This window comes from Halopseudomonas maritima (assembly GCF_021545785.1).
GTDB classification, from domain to species: Bacteria; Pseudomonadota; Gammaproteobacteria; order Pseudomonadales; family Pseudomonadaceae; genus Halopseudomonas; species Halopseudomonas maritima.
Window position 1 is genome coordinate 2,794,498 of record NZ_CP079801.1, and the last position, 17,840, is coordinate 2,812,337.

Below are 17,840 nucleotides of genomic sequence, written 5' to 3' on the forward strand. Positions count from 1 at the left end.
GATCTCTACCCTAAAGCTCAAGCGGACATCATCAAGCAGGGGAGCTGTCATTGCCCAATTCGGGCCGGACATACCCCGGGGAAGGGAGCACCATGAATCACATCTTCAAAACCGTCTTCAATGCTGCGCTGGGTGTCTGGCAGGCCGTGTCCGAGTTGGCTCGGGGGTGCGGCAAGGGGCGAGGCCAGCAGGGCAGCGGCACGCAACGAAGCGGCCAGTGGCGGGGCGCTCCCGGCATCTTGCTGTTGCTGTTCGCGGCACCTGGGTCTGTTCTGGCTGCCAGCCTGCCGCAAAATGGCCAGGTGATTGCTGGCGATGTGTCCATCAGCCAGCCCGGTGAGCACACGCTCACCATCGAGCAGGGCTCAAACAAGGCCATTATCGACTGGCAGTCGTTCAGCATCGGTGAAGGCAACACCGTCAACTTCGACCAGAACAGCAGCGCCGCCGTGGCGCTCAATCGCGTTACCGGTAACGACCCCTCGGCGATTTACGGCAACCTCAATGCCACCGGCAAGGTGTTTCTGGTCAACCAGAACGGGGTGCTGTTTGCCGAAGGGGCCAACGTCAATGTCGGCGGCCTGGTGGCCTCCACGCTGGATATCGACAATCAGGACTTTGTTGACGGCAACTACCGCTTTGAGGGCAATGGCAATCAGGCGGTGATCAACCGCGGAGCCATCCAGGCCGATGGCGGCGCGGTGGTGATGCTCGGAGGCCAGGTGAGTAACGAAGGGGTGATCCGCGCGAACCTGGGTAGCGTTGCCATGGCCGCAGGGGAAAAAATTCAGCTGGATTTTGCCGGCGACGGTTTGATCAACCTCACCATCGAGCAGGGCAAACTCAATGCCCTGGTGCAAAACCACGGCGCGATCCAGGCCGATGGCGGCAGTGTCTACCTCACCACCCACGCCGCAGATCAGGTGCTCGATTCGGTGGTCAACAACAGTGGGCAGATTCGTGCGCAGACCGTGGCCGAACGCGACGGTAAAATCGTGCTGCTGGCGGATATGCAAAGCGGCACCGCCACTATCGACGGCACGCTGGACGCCTCAGCGCCCGCCAGCGGCGATGGCGGTTTTATCGAAACCAGCGGCGCTCACGTCACTATCGCCGACAGCACACAGATCACCACGCAGGCTGAACATGGCGAGACCGGCACCTGGCTGATCGACCCCAACGACTTCACCGTCGCCGCCAGCGATGGCGACATTACAGGTGCCACCTTAAGCAGCCAGTTGGCCAGCACCAGTGTGGAGATTCAGAGCGTCAACGGCGCCACCGACGGCAACGGCGACGTCTTCGTGAACGACAGCGTCAGCTGGAACGCCAACACCCTGACCCTGAACGCCGAGCGCGATATCCAGGTCAACGCATCCCTCAACGCCAGCGGCGGCGCCGGCCTGGCGCTGAAATACGGCCAGGGCAGCAGCGATGGGGTGATCAACGGTAGCGAGGCCCAATACCGGGTCACCGCACCCATCAACCTGGCGTCTACCGGCAGCTTCAGCACCCAGCTGGGCAGTGCTGGTTCTGTCATCGACTACACCATCATTACCGATGTAAACGCCTTGCAAGCCATCAACAGCGGGCTTACCGGCAACTACGTGCTGGGCGCGGATATCGATGCCAGCGCCACCGCAGGCTGGAACGGCGGTGCCGGGTTTGAGCCGCTTGGTAGCCCCAGCAATAGCTTCCGTGGCGTGTTTGATGGCCTGGGGCATGTGATCAGTGATCTGTTTATTGATCGAGCCACAGACTATGTCGGGTTGTTTGGCTACGCCGATGGCGCAGCGCTGCGTCATGTGGGGCTGGAGAATGTCGATATTACGGGCAGTAATTATGTCGGCGGTCTGGTGGCTATGTTGAGTGCTGGCAGCATCAGCCAGTCCTATGCCACCGGTGCGGTGACGGGGAGTATTTACGTTGGCGGTCTGGTCGGGCATGACCAGGGAGGCGGCATCAGCCAGTCCTATGCCACCGGTGCGGTGACGGGCACTGACCGGGTTGGCGGTCTGGTCGGGAGTCACCTGGGACGCAGCATCAGCCAGTCCTATGCCACCGGTGCGGTGACGGGGAGTAGTCAGGTTGGCGGTCTGGTCGGGTATAAGGAGCGTGGCAGCATCAGTCAGTCCTATGCCACCGGTGCGGTGACGGGGAATAATCGCGTTGGCGGTATGATTGGGTTAATTAGTGTGAGCAGCATCACCAACAGCTACTGGAATACTGAAACAACCGGCCAGTCAACGAGCGCCGGCGGCACGGGCCTGACCACCGCCCAAATGTTCTCTGCTGACAGCTTCACCGGTTTCGAGTTTGGCAAGGTGTGGGGCAATGCCGGTGACCAGACCACCCCTTACCTGCTGAGGCTGTCGGGCAATCAGGTCTTCAACCGCCATGACCTGCCCACCGGGGCCATCACCGCAAGCAATCGCCCTGACGCCTATAACGTCATCCTCACCCTGCAGCAGCTGCAAGCCATCAACAGCGGGCTCTCCGGTAAGTATGTGCTGGGGGCGGATATTGATGCCAGCGCCTCCGCAGGCTGGAACGGCGGTGCCGGGTTTGAGCCGCTTGGTGGCTTCAGCAATCGCTTCGGTGGCGTGTTTGATGGTCTGGGGCATGTGATCAGTGATCTGTTTATTGATCGAGCCACAGACTATGTCGGGTTGTTTGGCTACACCGATGGCGCAGCGCTGCGCCAGGTGGGGTTGGAGAATGTCGATATTACCGGGCAGCGCTATGTTGGTGGCCTGGTCGGGAATCAATATGATGGTGATATCGGTAATGCCTATACGACAGGCGTGGTGACTGGCGGGGGCAATTATGTCGGCGGCCTGGTCGGTTTGCATTGGGGCGGCGCCAACATCAGCGACGCCTACTCGGTAAGCAGGGTGACTGGTGCGGGTAACTTTGTTGGCGGCTTGCTCGGGTATCAGGAAGGCGGCCATATCAGCGACGCCTATGCGACAGGCGCGGTGACGGGGGGTAAAGTGGTTGGTGGCCTGGTTGGCGGCCAAAGGAGCGGCGGTAGCGTGAGCGCGTCCTATGCCACGGGCGCGGTGACAGGCGCTGACCGGGTTGGCGGCCTGGTTGGGTTGCAGCTGAGTGGCAGCATCAGTAACAGCCACTACCTGCTCACGGCTGACCGCATCATCGAAGCGACGGCGGGGTTGGTCAATACCCTGGGTGGCGTCAAGGTGGCAGATAACGTTTCGGGAGCCACCCTGAGCCTGAAGGCCAGCGGCGATGTTAACGTCAGCGACAGTGTTGCACTGGAAGACAATGCACTGCTGGTCGAGGCCGGAGGCGATGTTGATCTGGCAGCGGGTACTGCGCTTTCCTCTGCTGCGGCGGGCGATGCTCTGGTGCTGAGCAGCACAGCGTTTACTAACAATGCCGGGAGTGATGCTCTACAGGCCAGCCATGCCGACGGCCGCTGGCTGATCTATAGCGATAACCTGGATGACAACACCTTTGGGGGGCTGGCCAGTGGCAATCAGGCGCTCTGGAACACCAGCTGGACTGGCTCACCAGGTGTGACAGCCGCGGGCAACCGCTATGTGTTTGCCATGCAGCCCACGCTGACGGTCACCGGCACGGTTGACGGCAGCAAGACCTACGGTGATCTGCACTCCTTCATCACGCCTGTTGCCGGCACCGATTACACGCTGAGCGGGTTTGTGGACGCTGCGGGTTACGGCAATGTGTTCACCCAGGACGACGCCAGCAACATCGGAGCGCCCACGCTTGTCTCAGCAGGCGCGGCCGCAAACGCCGATGTGGGTGATTATGCCGTGACATGGCAAGCTGGCGATCTGGCCGCTACCGGTTACAACGTCGATCTGAGCGCTACCGGCGGTACGCTCACGGTGACCTCGAAAGTCATTGATCTGATTAATGCCATCGCACAGAGCAAAGTCTATGACGGCACGACCGATGCGGATGTGACGGCAGACCTGAGCGGTGTGATCAGCGGCGACGATCTGCAACTGGCGGTAAGCGGCGCGTTTGACGATAAAAACGCCGGCACCGGCAAAACCGTGACTGTCAGTGGAGTGCTGTCGGGTGCGGATGCGGGCAACTACACCTTGAGTGGTGCAGCTAACGCCACCGCCGATATCACCGCCAAGGTAATCGACCTGATTAACGCCGTGGCCCAAAACAAAATCTACGACGGCACGACCGATGCGGATGTGACGGCTGATCTGGATGGTGTGATCAGCGGCGATAATCTGGCCGTTGCGCTGAATGGCGCGTTCGATAACAAGAACGCTGGCACCGGCAAAACCGTCACCGTCAACGGCACGCTGTCGGGCGCGGATGCGGGCAACTACACCTTGAGTGGTGCAGCTAACGCCACCGCCGATATCACCGCCAAGGTGATCGACCTGATCAATGCCGTGGCCCAAAACAAAACCTACGACGGCACGACCGATGCGGATGTGGTGGCAGACCTGAGCGGTGTGATCAGCGGCGATGATCTGGCCGTTGCGCTGACTGGCGCGTTCGATAACAAGAACGCCGGCACCGGCAAAACCGTTACCGTCAACGGCACGCTGTCCGGCGCGGACGCAGGCAACTACACCCTGTCGGCAAGCAGCATCAGCACCACCGCCGATATCACCGCCAAGGTAATCGACCTGATCAACGCCGTGGCCCAAAACAAAATCTACGACGGCACGACCGATGCGGATGTGACGGCAGACCTGAGCGGTGTGATCAGCGGCGACGATCTGCAACTGGCGGTAAGCGGCGCGTTTGACGATAAAAACGCCGGCACCGGCAAAACCGTCACCGTCAACGGCACGCTGTCGGGCGCGGATGCGGGCAACTATGCCCTGTCGGCAAGCAGCATCAGCACCACCGCCGATATCACCGCCAAGGTGATCGGCCTGATCAATGCCGTGGCCCAAAACAAAATCTACGACGGCACGACCGATGCGGATGTGACGGCTGATCTGGATGGTGTGATCAGCGGCGATGATCTGGCCGTTGCGCTGAATGGCGCGTTCGATAACAAGCACGCTGGCACCGGCAAAACCGTTACCGTCAACGGTACGCTGTCGGGCGCGGATGCGGGCAACTACACCTTGAGTGGTGCAGCTAACGCCACCGCTGATATCACCGCCAAGGTGATCGACCTGATCAATGCCGTGGCCCAAAACAAAACCTACGACGGCACGACCGATGCGGATGTGGTGGCAGACCTGAGCGGTGTGATCAGCGGCGATGATCTGCAACTGGCGGTAAGCGGCGCGTTTGGCGATAAAAACGCCGGCACCGGCAAAACCGTCACCGTCAACGGCGCGCTGTCCGGCGCGGATGCGGGCAACTACACCTTGAGTGGTGCAGCTAACGCCACCGCTGATATCACCGCCAAGGTGATCGACCTGATCAATGCCGTGGCCCAAAACAAAACCTACGATGGCACGACCGATGCGGATGTGACGGCAGACCTGAGCGGTGTGATCAGCGGCGACGATCTGCAACTGGCGGTAAGCGGCGCGTTTGACGATAAAAATGCCGGCACCGGCAAAAACGTGACTGTCAGTGGAGTGCTGTCGGGTGCGGATGCGGGCAACTACACCTTGAGTGGTGCAGCTAACGCCACCGCCGATATCACCGCCAAGGTAATCGACCTGATTAACGCCGTGGCCCAAAACAAAATCTACGACGGCACGACCGGTGCGGATGTGACGGCAGACCTGAGCGGTGTGATCAGCGGCGACGATCTGCAACTGGCGGTAAGCGGCGCGTTTGACGATAAAAACGCCGGCACCGGCAAAACCGTCACCGTCAACGGCACGCTGTCGGGCGCGGATGCGGGCAACTATGCCCTGTCGGCAAGCAGCATCAGCACCACCGCCGATATCACCGCCAAGGTAATCGACCTGATCAACGCCGTGGCCCAAAACAAAACCTACGACGGCACGACCGATGCGGATGTGGTGGCAGACCTGAGCGGTGTGATCAGCGGCGACGATCTGCAACTGGCGGTAAGCGGCGCGTTTGACGATAAAAACGCCGGCACCGGCAAAAACGTGACTGTCAGTGGAGTGCTGTCGGGTGCGGACGCAGGCAACTACACCCTGTCGGCAAGCAGCATCAGCACCACCGCTGACATCACCGCCAAGGTAATCGACCTGATCAATGCGGTGGCACAGCACAAGCTCTATGACGGCACCGCCGATGCGGATGTGACTGCAGGTTTGCGTGGCGTAGTCAGCGGCGACGATCTGCAACTGGCGGTAAGCGGCGCGTTTGACGATAAAAACGCCGGCACCGGCAAAAACGTGACTGTCAGTGGAGTGCTGTCGGGTGCGGACGCAGGCAACTACACCCTGTCGGCAAGCAGCATCAGCACCACCGCTGATATCACCGCCAAGGTAATCGACCTGATCAACGCCGTGGCGCAACACAAGGTCTATGACGGCACCGCCGATGCGGATGTTGGTGCTGAACTCAGCGGCGTGATTAACGGCGATGATCTCAGCGTAACGCTCAGCGGTTTGTTCGCGAATGCCGAGGTGGGCCGCAACAAGCTTGTGACCGTGACTGGCGAGCTGCACGGCGCAGACCGGAGTAACTATCAGCTCAGTGGCCCGGTGGAAACATTTGCCAGTGTGCTGGAAGACGTCACTACGATGGGTTACGAAGAGGCGATCCGCCTGGGGCAGAAAACGCCGATGTCGCTGCCGGGTGAAACATCACTGCAACTGACCGTCCGCGGCGATGGCCTGAACCTGACGGGGCTGGCCGGTGACGTGACATTGGAAACAACCGACGGGTCGAACGATAACGAATCCGGCTATCAGGGCAGCGCGACAAGCTCGTTGCAGCCATAAAACTCAGGAAAGGAATTCATGAAAAAACAGCTGCTAAGTCTTGCTGTCGCCCTTGGCTGGCTGCCAATGGCTATGGCGCAACTTCCGCCGCAAGCGGGGGACAGCTTGCGGATACTGGAAGATCGGCAACTGACCTTGCCGCCGTCGTCGGAGCCTGCCTTGCAAGCGCCGACGGACGTACCGGTGGTTGCGCCACAATCGAACATTCTGATTCCGGTGCGCGCGTTTCGTATTGAAGGAAATCATTCGCTGCCCACCGAGGCACTGCTGGCACAGCTGCAGGATTTGACCGGCAAGACACTGACACTGGCCGAGCTGTACGACGCTGCGCAGCGGCTCACGGTTTATTATCGCGAGCAAGGCTATCTGGTCAGTCGGGCCTATTTGCCCGCGCAGGAAATTGACGACGACCGCATTGTGACTATCGCCATTGCCGAGGGGCGTTATGGGCAGATCACCCTGTCAAACCAGAGCCGCCTGCGCGACGTTGTGCCGCGCAGCATGGTGGGGCAGCTGGCAAACGGCGAGGCGGTCACTCTCAAGCCGCTGGAGCGGCAGGTGCTGTTGCTCGACGACCTGCCGGGGACGCGGGCATCTTCATCACTGGCGGCCGGTCGCGAGCCGGGACGATCGGATCTGACCGTGACATTGAAAGATGAGCCCCGTTTGAGTGGTAACGTCACCATGGACAACTACGGCAACCGCCACACTGGCGAATACCGTATGGGCACGCAACTGGATGTTGCCAGTCCACTGGGCCTCGGTGATGCGGTTTCGCTGTACCTGCTGGGCACTGACGAGAAGCAGCTTTACTACATGGCCCGCTACGACCTGCCGATCAGCCCATGGGGCACTCGTTTTGGACTGTCTGCGTCAAAAATGGATTACGAGCTGGGCGGGGATTTCGACGATCTCGATGCGACAGGCACGGCGGACACCTTCGCCCTGTTTGTCACCCACCCCTGGTTGCGCAGTCGCAATCTGAATGTGCGCAGCCTTGTGCAAGTGGAACGCAAGGACCTGACCGATGAACTGTTTGATGGCTTTATCGTCACCGACAAGACATCCGAGAACGTCACCCTAGGCCTGTCCGGGGATTGGCGTGACACTGTCGGCGGTGGCGGGGTGAACGCCTTCAATGTGAGTTGGGTGCAGGGTCACCTGCGTGGGGACAGCATCGATCGCGGCAGCTTTGGCAAGTTGCAGTTTTCCATGCTACGGCTGCAACACCTCGCGAACCAACTGAGCCTCTATACCGCGCTGCAAGGGCAGTGGACCGACGGAAATCTGGACAGCTCCGAGCACTTGTCACTGGGCGGGCCTTACACCATTCGCGGCTATCCGGCCGGCGAAGCCAGCGCCGATGAAGGCCTGCTCGGTACTCTGGAGCTGCGCTATCAATGGCGACCTGAATGGCAATTCAAAACCTTTGTCGACGGCGGTTATGCCCGCCTGGTGCGCCACCCGGTGGTGGACGGCGATTATCACCGCAACCTGAGCAGCATCGGTGTAGGGGCTGAGTGGCAACCACACCCGCAGCTGAGCTTAAGCCTTACCAGTTCCTGGCGCACCGGTGAACAGCCCGTCAGTGATAAAGAGCGTACCCCGCAGGCCTGGGGGCGGATGCAGTGGTCGTTCTAAGCGGCAAACTGTCATCCAGCTGGGAATGATGCCCTCTTGGGGCTCGCGACGGTGTGATTGATACAAGTTCACGGGACAGAGCAATCCGCAGCCTATGGGCGCCCTTTGGACGTGAAGGGTGCCGTTGCGAAGGGGCAGCCTGTTGCCGTGCTGTTCGACCTGTACGGCAAGGCGCACTTGCCGTGCTACATCAGGACCGCCGACAACCATTTTGGTTGGGTGCTTTGTACCGACCTTGTTGCTGATACCTGAGCGACCCAAGCCTGTGCTCCCGCCCAGGCCTGGCAGGCCTGGGCGGGTTGCACAGGTCAAGCGCAACGCACACTACCCGGGTTTTTGTGCCCGATAAGCCACAACGGGCAGCCCGCCAATGCCCCAGTCATCCAGCGCTACCTCATCAATCACTACCATCGTGGACGCTGGACTCTTGTTGAGGACGCTGACCAGCAGCTCGGTCACGCCGGCGATGAGTTCTGCTTTTTGCTCTGTTGACGGGCCTTTGCCTTCCGGGCCGCCTTCGCGGGTTACTTTGATATTGACGTAAGGCATGGTCAATCTCCTTGCGGGGTTGGCTGGTAGTGAAAAACCTTGGCGATGATGCGCCACTGGTTCTGTTCACGGATGAGGGTGAGAAAGTCGGTGTAGTCGCGGCTCAGCATGCTCATCTGCACCTTGGCAAAGGCCATGGTGTTTGCTGTTGTTTCGATGGAGATAACGCGCTGGTGGCGGGGCTCGCCGTTGCTTGCGGGGGATACGCGCTGGTCCAGCAGGTGCTGGTATTCGAGCAGCGTCAGTATTCGCTCATCGCCGGGCGCGGTGTTGACGTACTGGGCACGCGGGTGAAAGACGCTGGCCAGCAAGGCGCTGTCTGCCTGGTACAGACCCTCGAAATAGGTCTCAAGCAGAGCCAGGATTGCCTCATGCGGCGTGCCGGCGTTCATGCGCTCAAGCCTTCGGCCTGCATGGCGCGTTTGACGCTGGGCCGAGCTGCGATGCTTTGCCAGAGGGCGTGCAGGCGTGGCCAGCGAGCCAGCGCGATGCCCGGTACTGCGGCCCAGCTGCAGACGACAAACAGGTAGGCATCTGCAACGCTAAAGCGCTCGCCCACCAGGCTGGTTTGCCCATCGCTCAGATGAGACTCCAGCAAATCAAAGTGCCGCTCGACGGACACCTGCGCTTGGGCGCGCTGTTGCGCCGTGGTACCTGCCCGAAAGAAGGGCGCAAATGCCTTGTGCAGCTCTGAGGCGGTGTAGTTCAAAAGCTCCTGCACCCGTGCGCGCTGCAAGCTGCCCACGGGTGGCAGCAGGGCGCTTGATTCGGCCAGATACTGGAGTATTGCGGGGCCTTCGGTGAGTACTGCCGCGCCAGTGTCCAGGGCTGGAACGTAGCCCTTGGGGTTGATGGCGGTGTAATCCTGCCCGGACTCGGTACGCTGGGTCTGGGTGTCGACGGCTTCAAGGGTGAAACTTGCCCCCAGCTCGCGCAAGACGATATGCGTAGCCAGTGAGCAGGCGCCGGGTTTGAAATACAGCTTCACGGTAAATCTCCTCTTGGTGGGACGCCCAACGGGCGAGCACCAGAGAGGTTATTGCACGTGGTAAAAATAAAATAATATCGGGTTTTTATTTTAATGATAATTTAAGGTTTTCAAGATGGGCCGGCATACCAAGGAGCAGCGGTGAAGCTGGATCAATTGCGTGTACTCGATGGCATCGTGACCCAGGGCAGCTTTCGCAAGGCCGCCGAGGTGCTGCACAAGTCGCAGCCTGCGCTGAGCCAGGCCATTAAGAACCTTGAAGAGGAGACGGGGCTGTGTCTGCTGTCCCGCGACAGCTACCGGCCGGAGCTGACGCCGGCTGGCCGGGCGTTCTACCGGCAGGCGCGCGTCGTGCTGGATCAGGTGCAAGTGCTCAAGGAGCTAGCCAACCGGTTGTCGGCCACTCAAGAGCCTCTGGTGCGGCTGTCGGTCTCTGCGACTTGCCCGCTAGGTGAGGTGTTGGCGGCGATTGGTGAGTTGAAGCAGGCGTTTCCGGCCACGGACATTCGCCTGATCTCCGATGCCATGGGCGGTAGCGCCGAACGGCTGATGGAAGGCGAGGCTGACCTTGTTATCGCCAGCGCCGATGGACTGCCGGCCGAGGCCATTGTGGCAGCACCTTACGCGGTGGTGAATATCATCCCGGTCGCGCACCCCGACTACCCGCCGGCCCGCATCGGCAAACGCTTGAGCAATGCCGAGATGAACTCGTATGTGCAGGTGGTGGTCGCAGGCACCGGTCAGGGGCGTTTTGAACAGACCCGGGATGTTGTGCCAGATGGCATGCGCTGGACGGTTTCGGACTTTGCCACCAAGAAGCACATCATCGCCGCCGGCATGGGCTGGGGCGGCATGCCGGAGCATCTGGTGGCGGCGGAGCTGCAGGCTGGCGCCTTGGTGCCTCTGAGCCTTGAGGGGTATCCGGTGCGCCGTTCGCAACTGCTGCTCATGCGCAGGCGCGAGGGTAGTCTGGGCCTGGTTGCCAATGCCCTGTGGGAGCTTCTTGCTGCAGAGCGCTGCGTTCACCGTGCATCAGCGATATAAGTGTCTGAGCGGAGGCAGACAGCGAGCAGGCAGTTCGGCGCGGCGTCAGTCCCGGCGGCTTTATTGTGGTGCATGGACAAGGTAACGGGTTTGGTTTGCCGCTGCGATGCTCGCCGGGCGATATTTCAGGAGAACAGATGAACCGAATCAACCCCGCTAAACTGCTGCACAGCAAGTGGACGGCAGTATCGCCGGTCAAGCGCGAAAAGCACTTTATGGTGGTTGAGGTGGAGCACGACGAGGAAGGCGCAGTGCTGTCTTGCCTGCTTGAGGCAGTGCTGACCCAGAGCCGGTATTCCATTGACTGGCATGACTTGAAGGACACCGAGCGCTGGCGGCAGGGCTGGAAGTAACCTGCCGCCAGTGAGCAGAGGTCAGTCCGCGTATTTTGCCTGCATCAGATAGGCGTAGGCGGTATTGAAGGCGGTTTCCTGATAGGCCTTGAGACCGGTTTCGGTGAAGGGCACGGCAATCGGGTTGCGTTTGATCGACTCTTTGATATCGGTCGGTGACAGGATGGTCACATCCAGGTCGCTGATCAGCTCAATGGCTGCCTCCAGCTTGAAGCCCACCGCGCCACCAGCAAACTTGCCTTTCATTGGCCGCTGGCGAATCACGACGTTATCGACCTTGTAATCCTGCATCAGTTTGGCAAAGGTCTGTTGGAAATAGCGCAGGTCGCTGGCGCTGTGGGCGCCCGGCAAGCTGAGGCGGCGCGAGCGAAAATCCGGCAGCTGGAACAGCTCATCCTCCAGCGACAGCAGGCAGAGATTTGCATCGTTACTGTTGAGGTCTACACCGCACACTTTCATAAAAAGCCCAATTCTGTGAGTTCGGCGCAGTATAGCGCGTGGGCCGTCTTCGGGGTGCAAGGCGGGCGCTCAAACCGCTATTGGCCGCACATATCCGCAAGCCCCTGTGACAGCACTGCCCGACCAGCTGAGCGCCTGGCAGAGAACGCCGTGTTTGGCGAGCAATCGGTGCCGGCTGGCTTACTCAGGGCGCATCAGGCCAAGGCGTCTGTGCGGGGCAAGGTTGTTGTGCCGGAAGGGCGCAGGCGCTACAGCATCTTTGAGCGAGCGCTTGAGGTCGCGATGCTGGTAAAGGAGACTTGCGGTCCGGACTCTGGGACAATGGGCGGCCATTTTCCTGTTGTCGACGACGCTCATGACCAGCGAGACCTTTGCACGCATCCCCTTGCCGCTGCCGCGTGACTTCGACGCGCAGAAAGATCGCTTGCTGCTGCATTCTTGCTGCGCGCCGTGCTCAGGCGAGGTGATGGAGGCGATTCATGCGACCGGTATCGATTACGCGATCTTCTTCTATAACCCCAATATTCATCCGGCCAAGGAATACGACATCCGCAAGCAGGAGAATATTCGCTTTGCCGAGCAGCATGGTGTGCCCTTTATTGATGCCGACTACGACACCGATAACTGGTTTGCCCGCGCCAAGGGTATGGAGCACGAGCCCGAACGCGGTGTGCGTTGCACCATGTGTTTTGACATGCGCTTTGAGCGCACTGCGCTGTACGCCCATGAGCACGGCTACTCGCTGATCAGCAGTTCGCTGGGTATCTCGCGCTGGAAGAACATGGCGCAAATCAACGACTGTGGCCATCGCGCCGCCAAACCCTATCCAGCGCTGCGTTACTGGGATTACAACTGGCGCAAGGGCGGCGGTAGTGCGCGCATGATCGAGATCAGCAAGCGCGAGCGCTTCTACCAGCAAGAGTACTGCGGCTGCATCTACTCGCTGCGCGACAGCAACCTGCACCGCCGCTCTCAGGGGCGGGACCTGATCCGTATTGGTGTGCAGTATTACGGTGACGACGACGCTGGCACCTGAGCACCACCCCGGTTAGCCCTTCAACACCGGCCCTGTGCCGGTGTTGTGCGTCTGGGGTCTTCTTTGTCATGGGAATGCGTGCCGGCTCGCATCTGCTGGGCACAGTGATTGACCCGTGTGCTGAGTCCCTTTTGTGTAGCTGACGAGTGATGCGTCAGAGACAAGGATGACCGAATGCGTGCATGGATGTGGGCGGGCTTGACAATGCTGTTGGTGGTGCAGGGGTTGTGGGCCCAGCAGGCGCCGCTGCAGTTGGCTGAAAGCTATCAGGGCGAGGTGCCGGTTGAGCAATACTGGATCAGCGAGAAGCTCGATGGCGTGCGTGGCCGCTGGGATGGTGAGCAGCTGCTGACGCGCAGTGGCTATCCGATTCGCTCACCTGCCTGGTTTACTCAGGGCTGGCCAGCGCAGCCGATGGACGGTGAGTTATGGCTGGGGCATGGCCGCTTTGAGCAGATCAGCGCACTGGTACGCAGTAGCGATGCCCCGGAGCATGCTTGGCAGTCCGTACGCTTTATGGTGTTTGACCTGCCGGCGCATGCTGGCGCTTTCAGTGAGCGGGTGGCGGCTATGGCGCGGCTGGGTGAGCACGGCAGTATCTATCTGACGCCAGTGCATCAGTTTCGGCTCGCCAGTACCGCAGCGCTGGAGCGTGAACTGCAGCGGGTAGTCGCCGCTGGCGGCGAGGGTCTGATGTTGCACCACCAGGCTGCGCGTTATCAGGATGGGCGCAACGCGGCGCTGATCAAACTCAAACCGCATGACGATGCCGAGGCGGTGGTGGTGGGTTACACCGCAGGGCGCGGCAAGTACCGGGGCATGGTGGGTGCGCTGGTGGTTGAGGACGAGCAGGGACGACGGTTTCGTCTGGGCAGTGGTCTGAGTGATGCCGACCGCCAGCAGCCGCCCGCCGTGGGAGCGCGGGTCACCTATCGCTACAACGGCTTGACCTCCGGTGGCCTGCCGCGGTTTGCGCGCTTTCTACGCGAGCGGCCAGTGGCCAGGTAGGCGTGGTTTCGCAGTAGGGCGACAGGCAAACCGCGCAGCTGACGACTACTCTCACAAGGGCGCGCTGTGCGCGTCTATTTCGCTGGATCAGTCTGAGTGAGGAAGCAGGATGCGCCTGGTCGCCGTAGCAGTGGGAGTTCTGGTGTGTGGTAGCGCCTGGGCAGAGTTGAGTACCGATTATATTTTTGACCCTGACGATGGGCGGTACGAGTCAGAGGGCTTTCTGTCTCGTTTGCCGGCAGGCTTTATTCCGGTGCCCACCATCATTACCGAGCCGGCGGTTGGAGTGGGGTTGGCGGTGACCGGGTTGTTTTTCCATGAGTCGCCGCAGCAGCGCGGCCAGCAGGACGAGCAGGTGTTGCCCAGCAACATCTCCCTGCTCAGCCTCGGTGCCACCAACAATGGCAGTAAGGGCGCCGGCATCGGTCATTTGGGCTTCTGGCTGGACGATCAACTGCGCTACAAGGGCGCGCTGCTTTTCAGTGACCTGAATTTGGACTTCTACTCGCTGGGCCAGATCAGCGTGCAGCGGCCGGTTGAGTTGAACCTGTCTGGCCCGGTGCTGTTTCAGCAACTGATGAAGCGCCATAACGATTCAAACTGGTTTTACGGCGTGCGCCAGCTGTACCGCAAGGTACAGCTGCGCTACGCAGGCTCGCGGGAAATCGGTCGAATACCGCCGGCGGCAGTTGACTTGGTGACCAGCTACATCGAGCAAGATATTGTGACCTCGGGGCTGGGGTTGGCGGTGGAGTATGACTCGCGCGATAACCCTCTCGGCCCGACCCAAGGTTATAACTACGTGGCGCAGCTGATGCGCTTTGATGGTGCTATTGGCAGTGACGTTGAGTACAACGCCATGCACCTGCAAGGGCTCAACTACTGGACCTTGAGCCCGCGCTGGGATCTGGCGCTGCGCCTGCAGTATGACGGTGTGAGCGGTGATCGCGAGCTGCCGCCCTATGTTCTGCCGGCGGTTGATTTGCGCGGTATATCCGCCACCCGCTATCAGGGGGAGTCCGTGCTGACCAGCGAAGTCGAGCTAACCTGGAAGTGGCGGCCACAGTGGAAGTTCAACCTGTTCAGCGGGGTAGGACGGGCGGCAGATGGCTTTTCCGATCTGGGCGCTGCCAGCTCGGCCAGTAACCTGGGTGGCGGCGTCCGCTACCTGGTAGCCAAGCGCTACGGCTTCTGGATGGGGGCTGACTGGGCGCAAGGGCCGGAAGATTCGTCGATCTACATTCAGGCGGGCTCTAACTGGTAGGCGCCAGGTTGAGCGAACCACTGTCGTCCGCCTTGGTCTATCTCCCCATTGCCAGCTTGTCTGGTGCTTGTCTATCTGAGGGTGTGTGTGAAGCTTATTACGTTGTTTTTTGTTCTGTTGTGGCTGGCCGGTTGCAGCACGTTAGCGCGTGGCACCGGCGAGCCCGGCTACCGGGAGACGGGCCAGGCCTCCTACTACGCCGACCGGCACCAGAACCAGCTGACCGCCAACGGCGAGCGCTACAGCCACGCCACCCTGACGGCCGCGCACAAGACTCTGCCGTTCGATACCCTGGTCAAGGTCACCAACCTGGACAACGGCAAGAGCGTGGTGGTGCGTATCAATGACCGTGGCCCCTTTGTGCGTGGGCGGGTGATCGACCTGTCCAAATCAGCCTTTAGCCGCATCGGCAGCCTGCGCGCTGGGTTGCTGCGTGTTCAGCTGGAGGTAGAGCGCCCGGCGCCGGGCCGCTGATACCGCCTCACAGACTGGGCCGGAAGTTGATGCCGATACTGATGTAGGGGCTGTTGCTGACGTTCAAGTCAGGCTCTTCCCAATCGCTGCCGCGCAGACTCATACCGGTCAGACCGGTGACGCCCACTTCGCCTTCCAGCCAGAGGTTGCCTTGCAGGCGGCGGGCGGCGGAGAAGCCGAAGTCCCAGGTGTCCAGTTCGTATTGAATATCGCGGGTGCCGGTCTCGGTGGACCAGCTGGCGCCCGAAGGTGATACGCCAAAACGGTATAGCGTGCGGCTGTCCGCTGCGTACAGCACCGCTGGCCAAGGCATGACGGCGCTCAGGGTCCAGCGCTGGTTAAGCGCGTAGGAGGCCCCTACATAAGGCAGGTACAGGTCATCACCGGAGCTGAAGTCGGCGTACAGACCAAAGGCCCACCACAGGCGGTCATTTTGCACATAGCGGGCAAAGCCGCCGCTCATGGTTTCCCAGCTCCAGTGTTCGCCGCTGGCCTTGTGGCCCAGTGGCATGACAAAGCCGCCCGCTTGCCAGCGGTGGTTGACCTGGCGGAACCAGCCGACTGGCACGCCCACCGACAGCACGTCAAAGGAATCCAGGTTGCTGGAGGTGCTGTCAAAGTGGCTCCAACTGACCCAGTCACCGACCAGCAGCGCATCGCGCGGCGACATCAAAAAAGGTAGCACGGCGCCTTGTGACAGGGTGGTCTGACGGGCGCTGACCGCGCTGCCGTCAGCGCGTTCCAGGGTGCTTTCACCGTAGTGGGTGGCGTCGACAAAAGCCAGTGGCTGAAAGGGGACGTTGGTGCTGCCGCGCTGAAACACGATTTCGCTGTTGGCAAACTGCTCGACCCAGCGCTGCATAAAGGCCGGGTCGGCCTGGATTGGCAGGCTGGCAGTCAGGACGCTGAGGGTGCAGAGGTGCTGGGCACGGAGTGTGCGGGCGAGCAATTGCAGGGAGCAGGGGCTGGGCATCGATAGCGAATCCTTGTGCTGTGAGCTGCCTTGGCTGACTCCAGCATAGCGGCTGGCTGGCCCCGGTCCAGCGGCGGGGCCAGCCAGGTGCTCACTTACAGCAGCACGGCGTGACCTTCCTTGGGATCAATCCGCCCGGCAACCAGGTCTTCGACCAGGGTTTTGGCCTGCTCCATGCCGTTGTGTTCGTTAACCAGCATCCAGGGCTGCTGCGGGTTTTTGGTGCGCTGGATGAACGCCAACTGCGCTTCATTGAACTTGCGGGTGACTTCGGCGGCGCCCCAGTCGGCGTTGCGCTTCTTGATCTGGTAGGGCGCAAAGTACGGCTGCGGCGCCGGACCATGGGCGGGGGCGTCGGCGGCGCTCAGGTGCTCGTGGTTTTGCGACGAACCGGCGAAGCAGCTGTGTACCAGATTGTCTCTGAAGTGGTCATGCACGCGGTTACGCAGGCCGTTGTTGCCGGAGAAATCGACGTACAGGGTGGGCAGGTTGGCATCCAGTTGCTCAACATCGCCGTAGGCCAGGGTGCGCTGGTAGCAGCCGAGCTTTTCGACGAAACCAGTATTGCTGCCGGAAGTCAGGCCGACCAGCTCGACCTTGGGGTTGTTTTCCAGGCAAAAGGCGGTGCCGTAAGCGGTCTTGCTGGAGGCGCTGGACACGACGATCTGACGGGCGCCGAAAAAGTCGTTGTCTTCCAGGAAGTCTGCCAGCATGAACGAGGTGATAAACAGCGGGCGCAGCAGCATCTGATAGTTCTCGTCTTCGGCGCGGTAGGCTGCGTCGGTGCTGATGCGCTGGTATTGGTTGTAGGCGGACGTCAGCTCCAGGCGGTGGGGGATGCCGTCATAGAAGCCACGCTCCGAGACGCGTACGGGGTTCATGACGACGTGGGAGGCGATCGGCCAGTAACCGTAAAAGCGTTCTCCAATCGCCAGCCCCTCAACGGTGGTTTCGACCACCTCGGCAAAGCCCCAGGCCGGCATGTGGAACCACTCGGCTGCGCCGGTAGGGAAAAAGTCCCAGTAGCGCAGGTGCGGGGTTTCGCCAAAGGCTGCGTAGGTAATGTTGTTGGTGGTCAGCGCCAGACGGTCGATGCGCAGTAGTGCTTCACCCGGTTGCAGCGCGGGTACAGGCTGGCTGGTGATACGGGTCTGGTTGAGGTCTTTCTTGTTGTTCTGCAGTTGGCTGATAACGGTCATGTTC

The 17,840-nt window shown here is 60.8% G+C and carries 15 protein-coding genes; 9 read left to right on the top strand and 6 right to left on the bottom strand.

Annotation, left to right across the window (positions count from 1 at the left end; genetic code table 11):
• Nucleotides 1-92 precede the first annotated feature (92 nt).
• Nucleotides 93-6,848, top strand: coding sequence for a YDG domain-containing protein (locus HV822_RS12900; protein ID WP_238870576.1), 6,756 nt, complete (start codon nucleotides 93-95; stop codon nucleotides 6,846-6,848).
• An 18-nt stretch (nucleotides 6,849-6,866) separates the two neighbouring features.
• Nucleotides 6,867-8,489: a ShlB/FhaC/HecB family hemolysin secretion/activation protein gene (locus tag HV822_RS12905; protein ID WP_238870577.1), complete on the top strand. Its 1,623-nt coding sequence runs from the start codon at nucleotides 6,867-6,869 to the stop codon at nucleotides 8,487-8,489.
• Between the two features lie 324 nt (nucleotides 8,490-8,813).
• Here the strand turns inward: HV822_RS12905 and HV822_RS12910 are convergent, their stop codons facing one another.
• Genes HV822_RS12910 through gstA form a run of 3 tightly spaced genes read right to left on the bottom strand, consistent with a single transcriptional unit; the run spans nucleotide 8,814 to nucleotide 10,026 of the window.
• A complete protein-coding gene (locus HV822_RS12910) occupies nucleotides 8,814-9,038 on the bottom strand; it encodes a tautomerase family protein (protein WP_238870578.1) in 225 nt (74 codons plus the stop codon).
• 2 nt (nucleotides 9,039-9,040) lie between these two features.
• Nucleotides 9,041-9,430, bottom strand: coding sequence for a nuclear transport factor 2 family protein (locus HV822_RS12915; protein WP_238870579.1), 390 nt, complete (start codon nucleotides 9,428-9,430; stop codon nucleotides 9,041-9,043).
• Nucleotides 9,427-10,026 (bottom strand): glutathione transferase GstA, encoded by a 600-nt coding sequence (gene gstA / locus HV822_RS12920; protein ID WP_238870580.1) that lies wholly within the window; start codon nucleotides 10,024-10,026, stop codon nucleotides 9,427-9,429. The genes HV822_RS12915 and gstA overlap by 4 nt, the downstream gene beginning before the upstream one ends.
• Nucleotides 10,027-10,167: 141 nt before the next feature.
• On the opposite strand from gstA, the gene HV822_RS12925 reads away from it, so the two are divergent.
• Together HV822_RS12925 and HV822_RS12930 are read left to right on the top strand one after the other, a co-directional pair.
• Complete coding sequence (locus HV822_RS12925; RefSeq protein ID WP_238870581.1) at nucleotides 10,168-11,070, top strand: LysR family transcriptional regulator; 903 nt, start codon at nucleotides 10,168-10,170, stop codon at nucleotides 11,068-11,070.
• 137 nt (nucleotides 11,071-11,207) lie between these two features.
• Nucleotides 11,208-11,423 (top strand): TIGR02450 family Trp-rich protein, encoded by a 216-nt coding sequence (locus tag HV822_RS12930; RefSeq protein ID WP_238870582.1) that lies wholly within the window; start codon nucleotides 11,208-11,210, stop codon nucleotides 11,421-11,423.
• A 21-nt stretch (nucleotides 11,424-11,444) separates the two neighbouring features.
• On the opposite strand, the gene HV822_RS12935 is transcribed toward HV822_RS12930, so the two are convergent.
• Nucleotides 11,445-11,882, bottom strand: a complete 438-nt coding sequence (locus HV822_RS12935) for a DUF3010 family protein (protein ID WP_238870583.1) — start codon at nucleotides 11,880-11,882, stop codon at nucleotides 11,445-11,447.
• Nucleotides 11,883-12,050: 168 nt separating this feature from the next.
• On the opposite strand from HV822_RS12935, the gene HV822_RS18220 reads away from it, so the two are divergent.
• The 5 genes from HV822_RS18220 (at nucleotide 12,051) to HV822_RS12955 (ending at nucleotide 15,664) form a co-directional block, all read left to right on the top strand.
• Nucleotides 12,051-12,284 carry a hypothetical protein gene (locus HV822_RS18220; RefSeq protein WP_396265161.1) on the top strand — a complete coding sequence of 78 codons (234 nt, stop codon included), beginning with the start codon at nucleotides 12,051-12,053 and terminating at the stop codon, nucleotides 12,282-12,284.
• Nucleotides 12,238-12,918 (top strand): epoxyqueuosine reductase QueH, encoded by a 681-nt coding sequence (locus HV822_RS12940; RefSeq protein ID WP_238870584.1) that lies wholly within the window; start codon nucleotides 12,238-12,240, stop codon nucleotides 12,916-12,918. Before HV822_RS18220 ends, HV822_RS12940 begins: the two co-directional genes overlap by 47 nt.
• Nucleotides 12,919-13,092: 174 nt before the next feature.
• The gene (locus HV822_RS12945) at nucleotides 13,093-13,926 is read left to right on the top strand and encodes a DNA ligase (protein WP_238870585.1); all 834 of its coding nucleotides are present in this window, start codon (nucleotides 13,093-13,095) and stop codon (nucleotides 13,924-13,926) included.
• Nucleotides 13,927-14,035: 109 nt separating this feature from the next.
• Nucleotides 14,036-15,190, top strand: a complete 1,155-nt coding sequence (locus HV822_RS12950; RefSeq protein WP_238870586.1) for a BamA/TamA family outer membrane protein — start codon at nucleotides 14,036-14,038, stop codon at nucleotides 15,188-15,190.
• Between the two features lie 87 nt (nucleotides 15,191-15,277).
• Nucleotides 15,278-15,664: a septal ring lytic transglycosylase RlpA family protein gene (locus HV822_RS12955; RefSeq protein ID WP_396264884.1), complete on the top strand. Its 387-nt coding sequence runs from the start codon at nucleotides 15,278-15,280 to the stop codon at nucleotides 15,662-15,664.
• A gap of 7 nt (nucleotides 15,665-15,671) precedes the next feature.
• On the opposite strand, the gene HV822_RS12960 is transcribed toward HV822_RS12955, so the two are convergent.
• Both HV822_RS12960 and HV822_RS12965 read right to left on the bottom strand, forming a co-directional pair.
• Complete coding sequence (locus tag HV822_RS12960) at nucleotides 15,672-16,637, bottom strand: hypothetical protein (RefSeq protein WP_238870587.1); 966 nt, start codon at nucleotides 16,635-16,637, stop codon at nucleotides 15,672-15,674.
• A gap of 95 nt (nucleotides 16,638-16,732) precedes the next feature.
• Nucleotides 16,733-17,836 carry a DUF2855 family protein gene (locus tag HV822_RS12965; protein WP_238870588.1) on the bottom strand — a complete coding sequence of 368 codons (1,104 nt, stop codon included), beginning with the start codon at nucleotides 17,834-17,836 and terminating at the stop codon, nucleotides 16,733-16,735.
• Nucleotides 17,837-17,840: the final 4 nt, after the last annotated feature.

Excerpts from the sequence above, each read along its gene's own strand:
- HV822_RS12900 (WP_238870576.1), top strand. The coding sequence starts at position 93 with ATGAATCACATCTTCAAAACCGTCTTCAATGCTGCGCTGGGTGTCTGG.
- HV822_RS12905 (WP_238870577.1), top strand. The coding sequence starts at position 6,867 with ATGAAAAAACAGCTGCTAAGTCTTGCTGTCGCCCTTGGCTGGCTGCCA.
- HV822_RS12910 (WP_238870578.1), bottom strand. The coding sequence starts at position 9,038 with ATGCCTTACGTCAATATCAAAGTAACCCGCGAAGGCGGCCCGGAAGGC.
- HV822_RS12915 (WP_238870579.1), bottom strand. The coding sequence starts at position 9,430 with ATGAACGCCGGCACGCCGCATGAGGCAATCCTGGCTCTGCTTGAGACC.
- HV822_RS12930 (WP_238870582.1), top strand. The coding sequence starts at position 11,208 with ATGAACCGAATCAACCCCGCTAAACTGCTGCACAGCAAGTGGACGGCA.
- HV822_RS12935 (WP_238870583.1), bottom strand. The coding sequence starts at position 11,882 with ATGAAAGTGTGCGGTGTAGACCTCAACAGTAACGATGCAAATCTCTGC.
- HV822_RS12940 (WP_238870584.1), top strand. The coding sequence starts at position 12,238 with ATGACCAGCGAGACCTTTGCACGCATCCCCTTGCCGCTGCCGCGTGAC.
- HV822_RS12945 (WP_238870585.1), top strand. The coding sequence starts at position 13,093 with ATGCGTGCATGGATGTGGGCGGGCTTGACAATGCTGTTGGTGGTGCAG.
- HV822_RS12950 (WP_238870586.1), top strand. The coding sequence starts at position 14,036 with ATGCGCCTGGTCGCCGTAGCAGTGGGAGTTCTGGTGTGTGGTAGCGCC.
- HV822_RS12960 (WP_238870587.1), bottom strand. The coding sequence starts at position 16,637 with ATGCCCAGCCCCTGCTCCCTGCAATTGCTCGCCCGCACACTCCGTGCC.
- HV822_RS12965 (WP_238870588.1), bottom strand. The coding sequence starts at position 17,836 with ATGACCGTTATCAGCCAACTGCAGAACAACAAGAAAGACCTCAACCAG.